At 73.6% G+C, this 17,033-nt stretch carries 16 protein-coding genes and 1 pseudogene; 7 read left to right on the top strand and 10 right to left on the bottom strand.

Features of this window, described 5'->3' with window-relative positions:
- Positions 1-13: 13 nt before the first annotated feature.
- The 6 genes and pseudogenes from OG896_RS40500 to OG896_RS31995 all read right to left on the bottom strand — a co-directional run.
- Positions 14-109, bottom strand: a pseudogene (locus tag OG896_RS40500) (IS5 family transposase); the annotation flags it as partial.
- A gap of 343 nt (positions 110-452) precedes the next feature.
- A complete protein-coding gene (locus OG896_RS32015) occupies positions 453-938 on the bottom strand; it encodes a hypothetical protein (RefSeq protein WP_329370895.1) in 486 nt (161 codons plus the stop codon).
- A 23-nt stretch (positions 939-961) separates the two neighbouring features.
- Entirely contained in the window at positions 962-1,894 is a 933-nt protein-coding gene (locus OG896_RS32010; RefSeq protein ID WP_329370893.1) for a C2 family cysteine protease, read from the bottom strand.
- Positions 1,895-2,417: 523 nt separating this feature from the next.
- On the bottom strand, positions 2,418-3,383 hold the full coding sequence (locus OG896_RS32005) for a pirin family protein (RefSeq protein WP_329370891.1): 966 nt from the start codon (positions 3,381-3,383) through the stop codon (positions 2,418-2,420).
- Positions 3,384-3,390: 7 nt separating this feature from the next.
- Positions 3,391-5,328 (bottom strand): acyclic terpene utilization AtuA family protein, encoded by a 1,938-nt coding sequence (locus OG896_RS32000; protein WP_329374402.1) that lies wholly within the window; start codon positions 5,326-5,328, stop codon positions 3,391-3,393.
- A 36-nt stretch (positions 5,329-5,364) separates the two neighbouring features.
- A complete protein-coding gene (locus tag OG896_RS31995) occupies positions 5,365-6,486 on the bottom strand; it encodes an NADP-dependent oxidoreductase (protein WP_329370890.1) in 1,122 nt (373 codons plus the stop codon).
- 113 nt (positions 6,487-6,599) lie between these two features.
- Between OG896_RS31995 and OG896_RS31990 the strand changes: the two genes are divergently transcribed.
- Positions 6,600-7,559 carry a LysR family transcriptional regulator gene (locus OG896_RS31990; protein WP_443057186.1) on the top strand — a complete coding sequence of 320 codons (960 nt, stop codon included), beginning with the start codon at positions 6,600-6,602 and terminating at the stop codon, positions 7,557-7,559.
- On the top strand, positions 7,556-8,131 hold the full coding sequence (locus OG896_RS31985; protein ID WP_329370889.1) for an NUDIX hydrolase: 576 nt from the start codon (positions 7,556-7,558) through the stop codon (positions 8,129-8,131). Before OG896_RS31990 ends, OG896_RS31985 begins: the two co-directional genes overlap by 4 nt.
- A 79-nt stretch (positions 8,132-8,210) precedes the next feature.
- On the opposite strand, the gene OG896_RS31980 is transcribed toward OG896_RS31985, so the two are convergent.
- The gene (locus OG896_RS31980; RefSeq protein ID WP_329370888.1) at positions 8,211-9,224 is read right to left on the bottom strand and encodes an ArsR/SmtB family transcription factor; all 1,014 of its coding nucleotides are present in this window, start codon (positions 9,222-9,224) and stop codon (positions 8,211-8,213) included.
- A 423-nt stretch (positions 9,225-9,647) separates the two neighbouring features.
- On the bottom strand, positions 9,648-9,980 hold the full coding sequence (locus OG896_RS31975; protein WP_328462388.1) for a hypothetical protein: 333 nt from the start codon (positions 9,978-9,980) through the stop codon (positions 9,648-9,650).
- Positions 9,981-10,009: 29 nt separating this feature from the next.
- Between OG896_RS31975 and OG896_RS31970 the strand changes: the two genes are divergently transcribed.
- From OG896_RS31970 to OG896_RS31960, 3 genes are all read left to right on the top strand, one after another.
- Positions 10,010-11,101: a hypothetical protein gene (locus OG896_RS31970; protein ID WP_329370886.1), complete on the top strand. Its 1,092-nt coding sequence runs from the start codon at positions 10,010-10,012 to the stop codon at positions 11,099-11,101.
- Positions 11,098-11,241, top strand: coding sequence for a hypothetical protein (locus OG896_RS31965; RefSeq protein ID WP_329370884.1), 144 nt, complete (start codon positions 11,098-11,100; stop codon positions 11,239-11,241). Before OG896_RS31970 ends, OG896_RS31965 begins: the two co-directional genes overlap by 4 nt.
- Before the next feature lie 140 nt (positions 11,242-11,381).
- Positions 11,382-11,897, top strand: a complete 516-nt coding sequence (locus tag OG896_RS31960) for a gluconokinase (RefSeq protein WP_329370883.1) — start codon at positions 11,382-11,384, stop codon at positions 11,895-11,897.
- Between the two features lie 178 nt (positions 11,898-12,075).
- Here OG896_RS31960 and OG896_RS31955 read toward each other — a convergent pair whose 3' ends face one another.
- Positions 12,076-13,401: a glucarate dehydratase family protein gene (locus OG896_RS31955; protein WP_329374400.1), complete on the bottom strand. Its 1,326-nt coding sequence runs from the start codon at positions 13,399-13,401 to the stop codon at positions 12,076-12,078.
- Positions 13,402-13,541: 140 nt separating this feature from the next.
- Between OG896_RS31955 and OG896_RS31950 the strand changes: the two genes are divergently transcribed.
- Positions 13,542-14,603: a phosphotransferase family protein gene (locus OG896_RS31950; protein WP_329370882.1), complete on the top strand. Its 1,062-nt coding sequence runs from the start codon at positions 13,542-13,544 to the stop codon at positions 14,601-14,603.
- A gap of 6 nt (positions 14,604-14,609) precedes the next feature.
- On the top strand, positions 14,610-15,824 hold the full coding sequence (locus OG896_RS31945; protein WP_329370881.1) for an acyl-CoA dehydrogenase family protein: 1,215 nt from the start codon (positions 14,610-14,612) through the stop codon (positions 15,822-15,824).
- Between the two features lie 225 nt (positions 15,825-16,049).
- Here the strand turns inward: OG896_RS31945 and OG896_RS31940 are convergent, their stop codons facing one another.
- Positions 16,050-17,033 carry an NADPH:quinone oxidoreductase family protein gene (locus OG896_RS31940; RefSeq protein WP_329370879.1) on the bottom strand — a complete coding sequence of 328 codons (984 nt, stop codon included), beginning with the start codon at positions 17,031-17,033 and terminating at the stop codon, positions 16,050-16,052.

Raw genomic sequence — 17,033 nt, 5'->3', positions numbered from 1 at the left:
ACGAAGGCTGGAGTCACAGCCACTCGTTGATGGCTGCGACCAGCACAGTCACCTCGTATCGGACTGCGAGCTTGTCGTACGTAGTGGCCACCGCGCGGTGCCGTTTCAGCGAGGAACCCGCTGATCTCGATCGTCCGCGCCGTGGGGAGCGGCGTCTCGTCCAGCTCGTCATCGCTGACGGGCACCAGTCGGCCGTCCGGGGCTTCCCCTGCCCTGCAGATCTCGCCCTGATCGAGCACAGCCCCGTCGGCCCTCGCAGGTTTTGCGGTAGCGGACGCGTCCCATGTCCTCGGTGTGGACCTGCCGGAACGCGATCTTGTGGCTGCGGGTCGCACTGACCATCTGCACCGGAAGGCTACGGCGGGTCACCGCGGAGCGCAGCTCGAATCCCGCCCGACGATCGCCGACTCGCCCCAGGCGGCACCGACCGCCGGCGCTCGTCGAGCCGCTCGTCAGGACGCGGGGGCGGACGCTGTCGCGGGGGTGCTGGGGATGGGGGTGATGGGGGACGGCGGCGGGGTCGGCAGCCGGTCGGCCTGGACATCGACGGCGTCGTGCTCGGGGTTGGGCATGCGCCAGATCTTGAGGACTTTGACGCGGATGCCGTATTCGGTGATGACGTCCCCGGCTTTGACCAGGTGCCAGTCGGCGTGGGTGTCGTCCGGTTCCAGGGCCAGTTCGGCCTCGTGCGGTCCGGGCACGGGGTTGATGAGGTCGTTGGTGACCACGCTGAACGTAACGCTGCGGCCGCCGGGGAGCTGGATTCCGCCGGTGGGGCTGGCCGGGAAGCCGTCTGCCACGACCGCGATCCGCTGCACATCGGACTGGTGCGGGCCAAGCGGGGGCGGCTGTGCGTCCTTCGGGTTGTGGTCGTGTGCCTGGTGCACCAGTACGGCGGTCAGGACGCCGAGGGCGGCAAGCGCCACGGCGCTGGTCACGGTCCATCGTGTGCGGCGCGTCATCACGGCCTGGTCTGCGTGTAGGAGGCGCTGCGGAAGTACTGCTGGTACTGGCTCTCGGTCACCGTGACCGTGGCCGGCACCGGCGGGTCCACCTTCTCCGAGTTGCGTCCCCAGGGGTTGAACAGAGTGACCGTCGGCGGGTGCGTCTTGGCATCGACGCTCTGCACGGAGTACTCGTGGGTGCCGACCAGCCGCCGGTCGACGGCGTTGAGGTGCGGCACGCTGCCCACCGTGACCGCCTGTCCCTCCTTGATCTTCTGGTCCATGTCGGCAAGCGACATGGACCCCGGGGTGGTCCGAGTGGTGGGCACGCCGGTGATCTCGTGCATGCCCCGGTCGCCGAGGCCGCCGTCGATCTTGCTGTATCCGCCGCTGTACTGCGCGTACGCCTTCTCGTAGATCGCCACCCACATCACGTTGTCCATGACGGGTGCGTAGGCTGCCTTGCCCGAGATGACCGGGAGCTTGTTGTCGACGGTCACCTCGACGGGCTGGCCGGGGACGCCGTCGACGTCGGGCAACGGCGCGCGGTAGAAGGTGACCGTGTAGGTGCCGTTGGGGTTGACCTTGATGTGGTCGCGCACGAAGTCGGGGTCGCGGGCGGATATCGCCGCGAGCGACGCGAGGAACCAGCAGTCCCCGTCGCCGCCCTGGCTCATGTCACGCGGTACGTCGACGTTGCCGCTCGGGCCGTACAACGACCCGTCGAACTCCTTGAACTGCGGGTCCTTGAGGTTCTCGGCGCTGGCGTCCAGCTGCCACGGCAGATGGGTGAGGGTGGTCTCCATCCGGGCCAGGGTGTCGGGGCCGAGTTCGGACATCAGCATGTTGACCCACTGCGTCTTGACCGCACCGTCGGAACTGCCGGCGCCCCAGAAGGTGCTGCCCTCGCCGACCTGGCTGTTGAGCTTCTTCAGCTGCTCGACGCTCATCCGTCCCATGACCGCGTCGAGTTCGGTCGGGGTGAGGCAGCACCGAACTGATCGCCGCGCGTCGCACGGCCGTCGTGAGCTGACACGGCCGCTGTGCCGGGTCGGGAGCCTGGGCACAGACTCCCGAGCCGCGTTTCGGTGCGTGTACGGAGGGTATCCCGAGCGCACGAACCCCACCGAGCCCCCGGGCGGCCCGCAGCCCACGGCACGCGCCTTGACAATCTCCCGACCGAGGGAATCCACACCACCGGCCATCTCCCCAGTGGGGTCCAGGACGACCCCAGTCGCTCCGGCATCAGCCTTGACAGCCAGCAAAGATGACTTCCCGTCAGTAAAGTCAGCATTGGGTCAGCATCGGTCCTGGCGCACCCTGTCACACTCGTACGCACATACGAATCCCGCGAAGCGACGCGCGGGCATTCCGATCCTGGCGAGCCCAAGCCCGTCGGCGGACGCGAGCCGACCCCCGACCCGCTCGACAGGGAGGCGCCGGGCGGGTCGGGAGCGTCACGGAGACAACAGGTCAGCGCTCACGCCCGCGCGCCTTCAGGGGAGTTGGCGGGAGGTCCGGGGAGAGCAGGCGGTCCCCGTCGTAGCCGTGGACCTCGCCGAAGCGGTCGCCGGTGTGCCAGTCCTCGCGGGCCTGCGCGATATCCTCGGTGGTGCGCCCGACGAAGTTCCAGAACATGACGATCTTCTCGGCGAAGGGCTCGCCGCCCAGGAGCATGAGGGACGCGGAGGTGTCGGCGAGGAGGGGGAGGTCCCGGCGGCCGGCGCCCAGGTAGAGGAGCGACCCGGGGGTGAGGCGGACCCCGTCGACGTCGGGCTGGCCGGACATCGCGAGGGCGGCGTACTCGAAGTCGGGCTGGAGCGGCAGGCGCGCGGCGGTGCCCTCGGCGAGGGTGAGGTCAGCGCCGACCAGCGGGCTGTGGATGGTGCCGGGCGAGGCCGCGCCGTCGAGTTCGCCGAGGATGACGGTGGCGTGCAGGCCGTGCGCGGTGACCTCGGGGAGTTCGGTGTGGTGCTCGAAGGCGGGCGCGATGTGCCGGCGGGAGTCGGGGAGCGCGACCCACAGTTGGGCGCCGTGCAGGTAGCGGGCGTGGTCGCGGGGGGATTCCTCGGAGTGCGAGATGCCCCGCCCCGAGGTCATCAGACCCAACTCCCTGGGCCGTACGGTCTGCTTGCTGCCGAGGCTGTCGCGGTGCAGCACCTCCCCGTCGTGCAGCCAGCTCACGGTCTGGAGCCCCATGTGCGGGTGCGGCGGCACTTGCATTCCCGGTTCACGGGCGATGTCGTCGGGACCGTAGTGGTCGACGAAGCACCAGGCGCCGATCATCCGGCGGCCGAGGTTGGGCAGCAACCGGCGTACCTGCGTGCTCTCGCCGAGCGGCACGGTGCGGCCGGTGAGCAGTTCGTGGACCGGAGCGGCGGAGACGTCCTCACGGCCGCCGCAGACGCTGGCGGACGGTTTCACATCGAGATTGCTCATGGCCCGATCATGCCCCCGGACGTGCCCGCGGCGGCCGAGGCGGCTCCACCAGCCGCTCCGGTATGTCCGCCAAGCGGCCGCGCAGCCGCTCGCCGAGCGCCTTCGCCTGGGGGTCGGCGCGGGTGGACGCCGCCACGCCGTCGCCGAGCAGGTCGTGCACGACGAAGTTCAGGGCCCGCAGGTGGGGCAGTTCGTAGCGGCTGACCGGCAGCCGGGCGGCCTCGGGCAGCAGCGCGCGCAGCCGGGGCACGTCGAGGTACGCGCGCAGCCAGGCGTACGCGTCGTCGTCGCGGGCCCACAGTCCGACGTTGGCGTCCCCGCCCTTGTCCCCCGACCGCGCCCCGATGAGCGTGCCGAGCGGCAGCCGTACGGTCCTGCCGTGCGCCGCGCCGGGCCGTCCGCCGTACGGCTCCGCGCGCTCGGGCCGCTGCGGGCCCGCGACCGGCGACGGCGGCGGGGGGACGGCGTCGGGGCGCAGACCGGGCGAGACGCGGCCCGCGGAGACCCCGCCGGGCGTACCCGGCGTGCCCTCATCCGTACGGCCCCCGGACGGGTCCCCGCGCAGCGGAGCCGCCGGCACGGGCAGCCGGGTGCCGTCGGCGAGCACCGTGACCGCCCGCACCTCCCGCGCCGGGATCAGCGCGGGCCAGTACACGCCGTACTCGGTGGGCCGGGCGGTGGCGTGCTCCAGGTACAGGCCGGGGTAGCCGGCCAGCGCGGTGCCGGCCACAGCCGAGAAGAAGCCGCGGCCGACCTTGCCGGGGTCGGGGTCCTTGACCGTGAGGGTGAGCCGGTCGACCTCGTGGCCGTGCTCGCGTCGCAGGTCGTACCCGGCGAACGCGGCCGGGCCACCGGTGGCGTCGCGCAGCGCGGCCTCGGCGAAGTCGGCCTTGGCGTCGAGGTCGAGGCCGGTGAGCACGAAGACCGCGGAGTTGCGGTGGCCGCCGACGTGGTTGACGCAGACCTTGAGGGTGTCGGGCGCGGGCTCCCCGGTCACCGGGCCGACCGCGACCCGGTCGGTGCCCTGCTGGGTGAGCCGTACGGTGTCGAAGCGGGCCACCACGTCGGCGTTGAGGTAGGCGGGATGGCCTGTCTCGTACAGGAGTTGGGCGGTGACGGTGCCCACGGTGACGGCGCCGCCGGTGCCGGGGTGCTTGGTGATGACGCTGGAGCCGTCCGGGTGGACCTCGGCGATCGGGAAGCCGGGGTGGACCGGGTCGGGGATCTCGGTGAAGAAGGAGTAGTTGCCGCCGGTGGCCTGGGTGCCGCACTCGATGATGTGGCCCGCGGTGACCGCGCCGGCCAGCGCGTCCCAGTCGTCGGCGGCCCAGTCGAACGCCCACGCGGCGGGCCCGACCACGAGGGAGGCGTCGGTGACGCGGCCGCAGACCACCACGTCGGCGCCGGAGCGCAGCGCCTGGGTGATGCCCCAGCCGCCGAGGTAGGCGTTGGCGGTGACCGGCTCGACACCGGCGGAGGCCAGCGGGCGGCCGGTGGCGAGGTGGGCGAACTCGTGGCCGCGGGACTGGAGTTCGGGCAGCCGGCCGAGCAGGTCGTCGCCCTCGACATGGGCGACGGCGGGCCGCAGCCCCGCGGCCGCGGCCAGTTCGCGGAGTTTGGCGGCGAGCCCGGCGGGGTTGAGGCCGCCGGCGTTGACCACGACCTTGATGCCGCGCTCCAGGCAGGTGCCCAGCACGTCGCGCATCTGGGCGAGGAAGGAGACCGCGTAGCCGCCGTCGGGGTCGCGCTGCCGGGCCTTCCACAGCAGCAGCATGGTGAGTTCGGCGAGGTAGTCGCCGGTCAGTACGTCGATCGGTCCGCCTTCGACCATCTCGCGGGCGGCGGCGAGCCGATCGCCGTAGTAGCCGGAGCAGTTGGCGATCCGCAGCGGCGCGGTCCGGCCGCGGCCGCCCGTCGACCCCTCACCCGGAGCGGTCGTGCCCACCGGACCGTTCGCCGCACTGGTCACCGTACTCTCCCGTCACTTCGCTTCCGGGTCACCGACCTGGACGATCATCTTGCCGGTGTTGGCGCCGCGCAAGACCCCGATGAAGGCGTCCACGGTGCCGCGGACGCCCTCGACGACGGTGTCGTCCGGCACGACGGCGCCCGAACGCAGGTGCGGCACCAGGAATTCCTCCAACTCGCCCTGGAGCGAGCGGTGGTGCCGGACGAGGAACCCTTCGAGCCGGACCGCCTTGTGCACGAGGTCGTACAGGTTGCGGGGAGCGGCGGGCGGGCTGTCGGGGTGGTTGTACTGGGCGATGCTGCCGCACCACGCGATCCGGCCGTGCTCGCGCATGTTGGCGATGAGCCCCTCCAACTGGGAGCCGCCGACGTTCTCGAAGCCGACGTCGATTCCCTCGGGCGCGATCCGCGCCAACTGCTCGGCGAACGGGCCGTCGTGGTAGTCGAAGGCACCGTCGAAGCCCAGGTTCCGGACCAGGTGCTCGACCTTCGCGGCGGAGCCGGCGCTGCCGTAGACGGCCGAGGCGCCCATCAACCGGGCGAACCGGCCGACCGCGGTGCCCACTCCCCCGGCCGCGGCCGACACGAACACCCGCTCCCCGGGCTGGAGTCGGGCAGCACGGGTCAGGCCGGTGTACGCGGTCAGGCCGGTTCCGCCGAGCACGCTCAGCCAGGCACGCGGCGGCACCCCGTCGACCCGCGGCAGCACCCGCACCTCGTCGGCGGTGAGCACGGCGTGGGTCCGCCAGCCGGCCCGGTGGAAGACGAGATCGCCCGGGGCGAGGCCGGGCGTGCGGGAGTGCAGCACCCGGCCGACGGAGCGGCCTTCGAGCGGCGCCCCGAGCTGCCATCCGCCCTCCTCCATCGACTCGCGCATGTACGGGTCGACGGACAGGAGGATGTTCTCGACCAGTGCGGTGCCGGGCTCGGCGGTCGGCACGGGGTGCTCGACGTACGCGAAGTCGGCGGGCGTCGGCATCCCGGTGGGGCGGGCGACCTGGTGGACGGTGATGGCGAGGCGGGCGGAGGAGGCGGGGGCCGGGGCGGAGGAGGCGGGGGCCGGGGCGGAGGAGGCGGGGGCCGGGGCGGCGGGGGCCGTGGTCGTACGGCTGGGGCCGGTCTGCGGTGCGGTCATGCGGGTGACGCTAGGCGGGCGCGGCAGGCACCGGCAGACGGCGCCGTCGATGGATGGCGGGCTTCCATGAGCGGTGTTCATGGAAGGCGGGTGCCCGACGTACGCTGCCGGGTGTGACCGTGTCCGCCGTATCCGCCGCGTCCCCCTCGCCCGACCCGCGCCTGCTCGCCGTCCCCGAACTGCGCGTCCTGGTGGCGGTGGCGCGCGACGGCAGCTTCACCGCCGCCGCCCGCCACCTGGACATGACCCAGTCGGCGGTGTCGCACGCCGTCCGGTCGTGCGAGCGGAAGACCGGCGTGGTGCTCTTCGACCGCGGCCGGCACGGCGCCCGTCCGACCGCGGCGGGCGAGGCGGCCGCGGCGCAGGCCCGCCGTATCCTGCGGCTGCTGGAGTCGCTGGGCGACGAGGCGCGGGGCGCGGAAACGGGTGAGGTGACCGGCCCGTTGCGGATCGCCGCGTTCCGCAGCGCCGCCGTACAGGTGCTGCCCGCGGCGCTGGCGCGGCTCACGGCCCGCCATCCCGGCCTCGTCCCCAAGGTGCGGATCGTGCCGGATCTCGGCCGCGGCACCGTGGGAGAGGTCGCCGACGGGCGGGCCGACCTCGCCATCGCGACGCTGGACGCGGCCGCCACCGACACCACCGGGCTGGTCGCGGCCGCGCTGTTCGACGAGCCGTACGCGCTGGTGCACCCGGTGGGCGCCGCGGACCCGCGCGGGCTGCCGCTGATCGACTGGGCGGAGAACTGCTCCTCCTACACCCGCCGTTGGTGGTCGGAGCAGGACTGGATACCGCGGGCGACGGTGGACGCGGGCGACGACAGCGTGGTGCTCTCGATGGTGGCCCGCGGCCTGGGCATGGCGGTCATGCCCGCGCTGGCCCTGGTCGGCGCGCCGGACACCGTGGCGGTCACCGACCTCGGACCGCGCCGCCCGACCCGCCAGGTCGGCTACGCCACCACCCCGGAGCTGGCCCGCACCCTCCCGGTACGCGCCCTGATCCGCGAACTGCGCTCCGCGGCGCCCGCGGTGCCGACCGGAGCGGCCCGGCCGGCCGGTGGTTCAATCACGGCATGAGCCAACCGCCCGCGAACCCCGCCCCCGGCAGCCCCTCCGGTCCCGACGACGACGGCGGCCTGCTGTCGGTGCACGAGGTCATCGACATCGTCGACGAGGACGACAACGTCGTCGGCACCTCCCCGCGCGGCGAGGCGTACGCCCGCGGGCTGCGGCACCGCTGCGCGTTCATCCTGGCCCGCGACCCGCGGGGCCGGATCTTCGTGCACCGCCGCACCGCCCGCAAGCTCGTCTTCCCGTCCCTGTACGACATGTTCGTCGGCGGCGTGGTCGGCGCGGGCGAGTCCTACGACGCGACGGCGCTGCGCGAGGCCGAGGAGGAACTGGGCGTGTCCGGGCTGCCGCAGCCCACCCGCCTCTTCAAGTTCCTCTACACGCGGGACTCCGGCCGCGGCAGCTGGTGGTCCACGGTCTACGAGGTACAGGTCGACGGCCCGGTGCGCCCGCAGCCCGAAGAGGTCGCCTGGCACGACTTCATTCCCGAGGAGGAGCTCCAACGGCGGCTCGCCGAATGGGAGTTCGTCCCCGACGGCCTGGAGGCGTACCGGCGGCTGCTGCGCCGGCGCACCTGAGGACGGCGCCCCGCGGGACGGGCGGCTCGCCGCGTGCTCGCGCCGGAGCCACGCCCCCAAGGCGCCCCGGAGGGTCCGCTCAGCCGACCGCCGCCGCCAGAAGGGACTCCGCCACCGCCGTCCGCATGTACAGCACCGACCGCCCCGAGCGGTGCGCCGAGACGATGCCCGCGTCCCGCAGCGCCGTCAGGTGCTGGTTGACCCCGCCCGCGGACAGCCCGGTCCGCCCGGCGAGGTCGCTGGTCGACGCGGGCACCGCGAGTTCCGCGAGCAGCAGCGCCCGGGTCCGGCCGAGCACCGCCGCGACCGCCTCGGGCACCGCGGGCCGCTCCGCCGACCAGACCGAGCCCCACCCGCGGCTGGGGTAGAAGAGCTGCTTGGCGGCCGGTGACCCGGCCGACGTGGTGACCCCCGACCGGGTGAACACCGACGGCACCAGCACCAGGCCCTGCCCCTCCAGGTCCAGACCCGCGCCACAGGCCATCTCGGAGATGGTCAGGGTGCCCGCGGACCACCGCACGTGCGGGTGCAGGTCGCCGAGCACGGCCCCGGCCCCGTCCGCGGCCAGCCTGCGCGCCTGGTGGAAGACGTCGGCCTCCAGCACCGCCCGCACCTGCGGCCAGCACGGCGCGAGCGCCGCCGTCCAGTACGCGTCGAGCTCCGCGACGAGCCGGGCGATCCCGGCGGCCGGGTCGGCGTACATCGCCTCGATCCGCTCGGTCCGCAGCCCGAACGCCCGCAGCTCGCGGTGGATCTCGGCGACCGGCGTGGCCGCGACCATCCGCAGTTCGGCGGCGAGGTCGGCGCCGGCGGCGGGCGGTGGCGGGGTGATGAAGTCGGGGGTGTAGCCGGTGGCCGGCACCAGGTCGAAGAGCAGCCCGCGGTCCAGCCCGGCCGCCGCGACCTTCGGCACCGCGGCCTCCAGCCAGCGCCGGTGCACCGATCGGCGGCCCGCCACGCTGCCGACGGCCGACCGGCCGCCCGCCAGTTGGTAGGTGCGCACGCTCGCCACGACCTCCCACAGCGGGGACAGCGCGAACCGGGTCCGCGCGACATCGCTCGCGGAGAAGGCGAACCGGACCGCTCCCGCCATGACTTTCCCCCTTGCGGCGGTGCCCCACCGCTCGCCTCGCGCGCCCGCCGCCGGCGCGCTCCGCCGGCCCGGATTCAGCCCTGCCTGAATCAATGCCGTCAACCCGCCCGGCCACCGCACCATTCCCGCATGACCGCTCCGCCACGGCAAGCCCCCCCCGGGGTGTTCGGCGTCGCGAGGGCCGTCGGCACTCTGGCGCTACGGCCGGGACCGTCCCGGGCCGAGCAGCTCAACACAGCTTCCGCGTAAGGCCGTTGGCGACGCGGGAAGGGAACGGGGCAGCCGGCACGGCGCCTCGACCGGCGGTCCGGCGCACACGGGGGTGCCGGACCGCCGCACCACACGCCCCGCCGCCGCCCGTTCGCACCTCAACTGGCCGCACCGGCAGGCCCGTTCACGCCGGCTCCGCCCGTTCCCGCTCGTTCACGTCAGGAGCAGCATCCCCGCGATCACCGACGCCGCGTTCGCCGCGACCGACGCCGCGTACGGCACCGGTCCGCGCAGCCGCAGCCACCACGCCGCCAACGCGCCCTCGACCAGGCACACCACGCCCTCCGCGACGGTGAACGCCGGCCAGTAGCCGCCCGCCGGCACCCGGGACAGGAACCACCACAGCACCGGGTGCGTCACAAGGTTGACCATGACGGCGACGGCCGCCGTACGGCCGTACCGCGCGGGGGACGCCGTGGTGATCGCGGCCACGTACACCGGCACCTCGACCGCCATGGTCAGCGCGAGAGCCGACGGGTAGGACACGACCGGATCGTGTCACGGGGAGGGGACCGATGGCGAGCGGATCGGTGGCGGGCGCCGGCGCCGCGACGGGTACGGGGATCGGGCTCGGCGCGGGCGGCCTGAGCGGCGGCACCGGCGCCGGCGCCGGCGTTCTCCGTGGCGGCGGGCTGCCCGTCGTCGGGTTCGGCGGACACCTCGGCCAGGCCGGCCGGTTGCGGCCGATCGCCGGCTTCGCGGTACTGATCTGCGTGACGCTCGCCCTGGCACTGCGGCTGCCGGCCGGCACCGCCGTGGTGGGGCTCGCGGCCTTCGGCATCCTGCACAACGTCCTCGAACTCCGTTACATGGCAGGCCGGTTCGACGGTCTGCTGCGCGGGCCGTTCCTGCGGTTGCTCGGCGCGCTGATCACCGGCATCGTGCTGGTCCGGCTGCTGCCGCCGTCCACTGCGAGCCGGGCCGCGGAGATCCTGCTCGCCTACGTGCTGCTCGCCGTGGCCTGCTGGTACGCGCTGCGCTCGCGGCCCCTGCGGCTGGCCGCCGCCCTGCCGGTGATCGCGGGCGCCGCCGCGACCTCGCTCGCCTTCCCCGCCTACCACTTCGTGGTGCTGACCCACCTGCACAACGTGGTGCCGCTGGTCTTCCTGTGGGAGTGGTCGCGCGACATGCCGCGCGGCCGGACGCTGTTCCGCGCGGTGCAGTGCGGCTGGATCGTGGTGATCCCCGCGCTGGTGCTGTCAGGCGCCTTCGACGGCCTGATGGACGCGGGTTCGGGGTGGACCGCGCGGCTGTCGTCGTCGTACACCCCGCCGGCCTGGCAGCACACCGAGGCCGGACAGCGGTTCGTGACGGTCTTCGCGTTCATGGCGCTGATGCACTACCTGGTGTGGGTGTGGTTCATGCCCCGCTACGCCCCCGACGCGACCGCCGCCTTCGAGCGGCGGGTCCCGGTGGTCACCGGGCGCTGGGCCTGGGCGCTGGGCATCGGCGGCACCGCCGCGCTCGCCGTCCTCTTCGTCAGCGACTACGACCAGGGCACCTCGCTCTACTCCGCGATCGCCAGTTACCACGCGTATCTGGAGTTCCCGGTGCTGCTCATGCTCATCCTGGGGCTCGCGCCCCGGAACCCGGAGGGGGAGAAGTGATCTCGATCAACCTGGCCGACGTGGCGCCGCGGGAGAGCGGGGGCGGGGGCGGCGGGCACGTGGTGGTGCTCGTCGTGGTGGCCGTGATCCTGGTGGTCGCGATCACGGCGCTGATCTTCGCGGCCCGCCGCCGCAAGTAGGTCTCCACCGCGGGCAGCCCGCCCACCGACCGCGCGCGCACGCCCGCCTGCACGCCCGCACGCCGATATGACGACGATCTCACCGGTGCCGGCCACCCCGCACTTGAATACGCACCCCGCATACGTGTTCAGTGGGGCCCATGACAGCCCGACCTGCCGCAACGCTCCCGCTCATCGTGGTCATGGGGGTGTCCGGGTCGGGCAAGACGACGATCGGCGGGATGCTGGCCGCACGCCTGGGCGTGCCGTACGCCGAGGCGGACGACTTCCACCCGGCGGCGAACATCGCGAAGATGGCGGCGGGCCGGCCCCTGGACGACGCCGACCGCGCGCCCTGGCTGGACACGATCGCGCGGTGGCTCGCCGACCGCGGGCCGCGCGGCGGCGTGGTGAGCTGTTCCGCGCTGCGGCGGCGCTACCGGGACCGGCTGCGGGCGGCGGCGCCCGGGCTGCTCTTCGCGCACCTGGACGGGGCGCCGGAACTCGTCGCGGCCCGACTGGGCGCCCGCACCGGCCACTTCATGCCGGCCGGGCTGCTGGAGTCCCAGTTCGAGGCGCTGGAGCCGCTGGAGCCCGGCGAGGCGGGCGCGGTCGTATCGATCGACGGGGACGCGGAGTCGACGGTGCGCCAGATCCTGGAGTCGCTCGCCCGCTGAGCGGGTCCGGCCGGAGCGGTCCGATCAGGCGGCGCGGTCAGGCGGTCCGGTCAGGCGGCGCGGTAAGGCGGCCCGGTCAGGCGGCGCGATCCCGTGCGGCGCGCCACCGTATCGCGGGCTGCCGCGCGGCGCGTTGCCGTACCGCCGGCTGCCGTACCGCCGATTGCCGTACCGCTGACTACCAGCGCGGCACCGACGGCGTGCGCCACTCCGGGTCTGCCTTGCGCATCGCGGCGGCGTCGTCCCGGTCGCGCATCGTGCCGTCGTCGTCCAGCCAGCGCTGGTGCAGCGCCGCGAGTGCGGCGCGGTCGAGTTCGACGCCCAGCCCCGGGCGGTCGCAGACCGTGAGCCGGCCGCCGGTGAAGACGTGCCGCTCGGTGATGACGTCCTCGACCTGCCACGGGTAGTGCGAGTCGCAGGCGTAGTCGAGGTTGGGCACGGTCGCGGCCACGTGGGTCATCGCGGCGAGGCTGATGCCCAGGTGGGTGTTGGAGTGCATGGACAGGCCCACCCCGAAGGCGCGGCAGATCGCCGCCAGGTGCTGGGTGTTGCGCAGCCCGCCCCAGTAGTGGTGGTCGGAGAGCACGACCTGGACGGCGCCGCGGGTGAACGCCTCCTGGATCTCCGGGAAGGTCGTGACGCACATGTTGGTCGCCAGCGGTACGGACGTGCCCGCGGCGACCCGCGCCATCCCGTCGGTGCCGCTCGCCGGGTCCTCCAGGTACTCCAGCACGTCGCCGAGTTCGCGGGCGACCTCCAGCGAGGTCTCCACCGACCAGGCGCCGTTGGGGTCGAGCCGCAGCGGCTTGCCGGGGAACGCCTCGGCGAGCGCGCGGACGGCGGCGATCTCCTGCTCGGGCGGGAAGACGCCGCCCTTGAGCTTGAAGGAGCCGAAGCCGTAGGTGTCGGCGAAGCGACGGGCCTGGGCGACCACGCCGGCCGGGTCGAGGGCGGCGCCCCAGTCGTCGGGCTCGCCGGCGCCCTGCGGGTGCTCGGCGAGCCGGTAGAAGAGGTAGGCACTGTAGTCGACGGTGTCGCGGACCTTGCCGCCGAGCAGCGCGTGCACCGGCAGGCCGAGGGACTTGCCGAGCGCGTCCAGGCAGGCCACCTCGAAGCCGGAGATCACCGACAGCCGGAGCTTGTCCGCGGTCTGCACCCCGCGCAGCCCGCCGCTGCTGACGGAGTCGGAGACCTGCTCGGGGTCGCCGCACACCCGCTCGGCGAGCGTGAACAGCCCGTTCAGGTCGCTGAGCCGGTGGCCGGGCAGCGCCTTGGCCAGCGGCGCGGCCAGGTCCAGGTAGCGGGTGTCGCCGTACGTCTCGCCGACGCCGGTGGTGCCGTCGGCGGTGACCACCTCGATGACGAGACGCGGGGTGTAGGGCTGGTGGACGCCCTGGGTGTTGAGCAGCGGCGGATCGGCGATCAGGATGGGAGTCAGCCGCACTTCGGCGATGGTCGCCGAGTGGGCCGTGGCTGCCGCGTCCACCGAACCGGCCGTCTGCATATATGAATCGCGTTCACCCATGGAACCGAGAGTAGGCGGGCGGACCGGAGACCGTCAATGCGGCCGGGCGACCGGCAGGGCGGACCGCGGTGACCGTCGAAGAACTGGACTACATACCGACCAGTCGGTACGATCTCGGCATGAGTGCATCCGCCAACCCCCCGGGCCTGGACCTCGACCGCCTGCGCCGCCACCTGGACCGGGAGCACCCGGGCCTGGCCCGGGGCGAGCTGCGGGCCGAGCTGCTGGAGGGCGGCCGCTCCAACCTCACCTACCGCGTCACCGACGGCACCGGCACCTGGGTGGTGCGCAGGCCGCCGCTGGGCCATGTGCTGGCCACCGCGCACGACATGGGCCGCGAGCACCGCGTGATCAGCGCGCTCGCCGACACCCCGGTGCCGGTGCCGCGCACCCTGCTGCGGTGCGACGACCCGGAGGTCATCGGCGCGCCCTTCTACCTGATGGAGTTCGTGCCCGGCACCCCGTACCGCAGCGAGGAGCAGTTGCGGGAGATCGGTCCCGAGCGCACCCGGGCGGCCGTGCACACCCTGGTCGACACCCTGGTGGACCTGCACGCGGTGGACCCGGCGGCGGTCGGCCTGGCCGACTTCGGCCGGCCCGAGGGCTTCCTCGACCGGCAGTTGCGCCGCTGGGGCAAGCAGCTCGACGCCTCCCGCAGCCGCGAACTGGCGGGCGTGGACGAGCTGCACGCCGCGCTCGGCCGGGCGATGCCCGACTCCCCCGCGCCCGCGATCGTGCACGGCGACTACCGCCTGGACAACGTGCTGATCGACACCGACGGCCGGCTCACCGCCGTACTGGACTGGGAGATGTCCACCCTCGGCGACCCGCTCACCGACCTCGGGCTGCTGGTGATGTACACCGAGCAGCGCAGCAGCGACCTGCTCTCCGCGCCCACCACCGGCGGCGCCCCCGGCCACCCCGACTCCCGCGAGATCGTGGCGCGCTACGCCGAGCGGTCCGGCCGCGACGTGACGGCGGTCGACTGGTACACCGCCTTCGCCTTCTTCAAGCTCGCCGTGATCCTGGAGGGCATCCACTACCGCTGGACCCTCGGCCAGACCGTCGGCGCCGGGTTCGACCGGATCGGCGGCGTCGTCCCGGTCTTCATCGACCGCGGCCTGAGCACCCTGCGCCGGTCCACCACCGTGCGGCACCCCACCACCCGAGACGAGGACTGAGCGCCCATGGACTTCGGCTACGACACCAGGACCGAGGAGCTGCGCACCCGGCTCTCGGCGTTCCTCGACGCGCACGTCTACCCGGCCGAGCCGGTCTTCGCCGAGCAGCGCGAGCAGGCCGTCGGCGACGACCGCTGGACCGCGCCCCCGATCGTGGAGCGGCTCAAGGCCGAGGCCAGGTCGCAGGGCCTGTGGAACCTCTTCCTGCCCGGCGAGCACGGCGCCGGACTGACCAACCTCCAGTACGCGCCGCTGGCCGAACTCACCGGCCGCAGCCCGCACCTGGCCCCGCCCGCGCTCAACTGCGCGGCGCCCGACACCGGGAACATGGAGGTGCTCGCCGAGTTCGGCACCCCGGCGCAGCGCAAGGAGTGGCTGGAGCCGCTGCTGGCCGGCGAGATCCGCTCGGCGTTCGCGATGACCGAGCCCGACGTCGCGTCCTCCGACGCCACCAACATCGAGACCCGGATCGAGCGCGACGGGGACTCGTACGTCATCAACGGCCGCAAGTGGTACATCTCCGGGGCGATGAACCCCAAGTGCGCCGTCCTCATCGTGATGGGCAAGACCGACCCGGCCGCAGACCGGCACCGCCAGCAGAGCCAGGTGCTCGTCCCCCGCGACACCCCGGGCGTCGAAGTCCGGCGCGGCATGCGGGTGTTCGGGTACGACGACGGCGACCACGGCGGGCACGCCGAGATCGTCTTCCACGACGTGCGGGTGCCGGTCGGCAACCTCATCGGCGAGGAGGGCGGCGGATTCGCCATCGCCCAGGCCCGGTTGGGACCGGGCCGGATTCACCACTGCATGCGGCTGATCGGCATGGCCGAGCGCGCACTGGAGTTGATGTGCCGGCGCGCCAACACCCGTACCGCCTTCGGGAAGCCGCTCGCCGCGCAGGGCGTGGTCCAGGAGTGGATCGCCGAAGCCCGGGTGGAGATCGAGCAGTTGCGGTTGCTCGTGCTCAAGACGGCCTGGCTGATGGACACCGTCGGCAACCAGGGCGCCCACACCGAGATCCAGGCGATCAAGATCGCCACGCCGGCGGCGGTGCAGCGGATCGTGGACCGCGCGATCCAACTGCACGGCGCGGGCGGGGTCTCCCAGGACTTCCCGCTGGCGGAGCTGTGGGCCGCGACCAGGACGCTGCGGTTGGCCGACGGCCCGGACGAGGTGCACAAGCGGTCGCTCGCCCGGCGCGAGCTTCGGCGGTACGCCTGACCCTCCGGGGTGGTGCGTTCTGCCGGTTCAGGGACCACCTGCCGCTGGATGGCTGGTCGCGCGGTTCCTCCCCCGGAGCTTCGCCTGGGAGGTACCCCCAGCGCCCCTGGGTAGGTGACGCTCATTCCGCGGAGAAAGCCGCACCTACCAAGGGGAACTGCGCGTCCGGCCACAAGGGACCGCAAGGTCCGGCAACCCACAGGACGGGGCAGCCGGGACGGCACCTTACGGAATGACGACGACCCGGCCCACCGTCGTGCCGTCGCTGACCCTCTGGACCGCGTCAGCGGCAGCGGCGAGCGGAAGGCGTTCACTGACGAGGGGCTTGACAGCACCCGCGGCGGCGAGGTCGGTGAGGTCGTCGTGGGCACGGCGGACGGCCGCCGGGTCGTGGGTGTTGTAGAGCCCCCAGTGCAACCCCAGAATCGTGTAGTTCTTCACGAGCGCGTGGTTGAGCCCGGGCGCGGGAACCGTCCCGCTGGTGAAGCCGACCACCACGATCCGCCCCTCGAAGGCGATGCACTTGGTGGACCGGGTGTAGGCGTCCCCACCGACCGGGTCGTAGACGACGTCGGCGCCGCGCCCGCCGGTGGCCTCCTTGACGACGGCCACGAAGTCCTCGGCGCGCCGGTCCACGACCACGTCGGCGCCCAACTCCCGTGCGGTCTCGGCCTTCTCCGGCCCGCCGACCACGCCGATCACGGTGGCGCCCGCGGCCTTGCCGAGTTGTACGGCCGCGCTGCCGACCCCGCCGGCCGCCGCGTGCACCAGCAGCGTCTCGCCGGGGCGCAGCGCGGCCCGGCGGTGCAGGCCGAACCAGCCGGTCTGGTAGCCGATGTGGAGGGCGGCGGCCTCGGCGTCGTCCAGCGCCTCGGGCGCGGGCAGCACCCCGGCCGCGGGCACCACCGCGTACTCGGCGAACGCCCCGGCGGGCAGCGCGGCCGGGGTGATGACGCGGTCGCCGGGGGCGAGCCCGGTCACGCCCTCCCCGGTCTCCGCGACCTCGCCGCACATCTCGACGCCGGGGGTGAAGGGCAGCGGCGGCCGGATCTGGTACTGGCCGCGGCACAGCAGCGCGTCGGGGAAGTTCACGTTGGCGGCGCGCACCCGCAGCAGCACCTCGCCCGGGCCGGGCCGCGGGGTGGGGACGTCGTCGAGGCGCATCGCCTCGCGCGGTTCGCCGGTCTCGTGGACGCGCCATGCCTTCAC

It is taken from the genome of Streptomyces sp. NBC_00669 (assembly GCF_036226785.1).
In the GTDB taxonomy this organism is placed as follows: Bacteria; Actinomycetota; Actinomycetes; order Streptomycetales; family Streptomycetaceae; genus Actinacidiphila.
The sequence above is the reverse complement of the archived record's forward strand: the minus strand, read 5'-3'. Positions and strand labels throughout refer to the sequence as shown.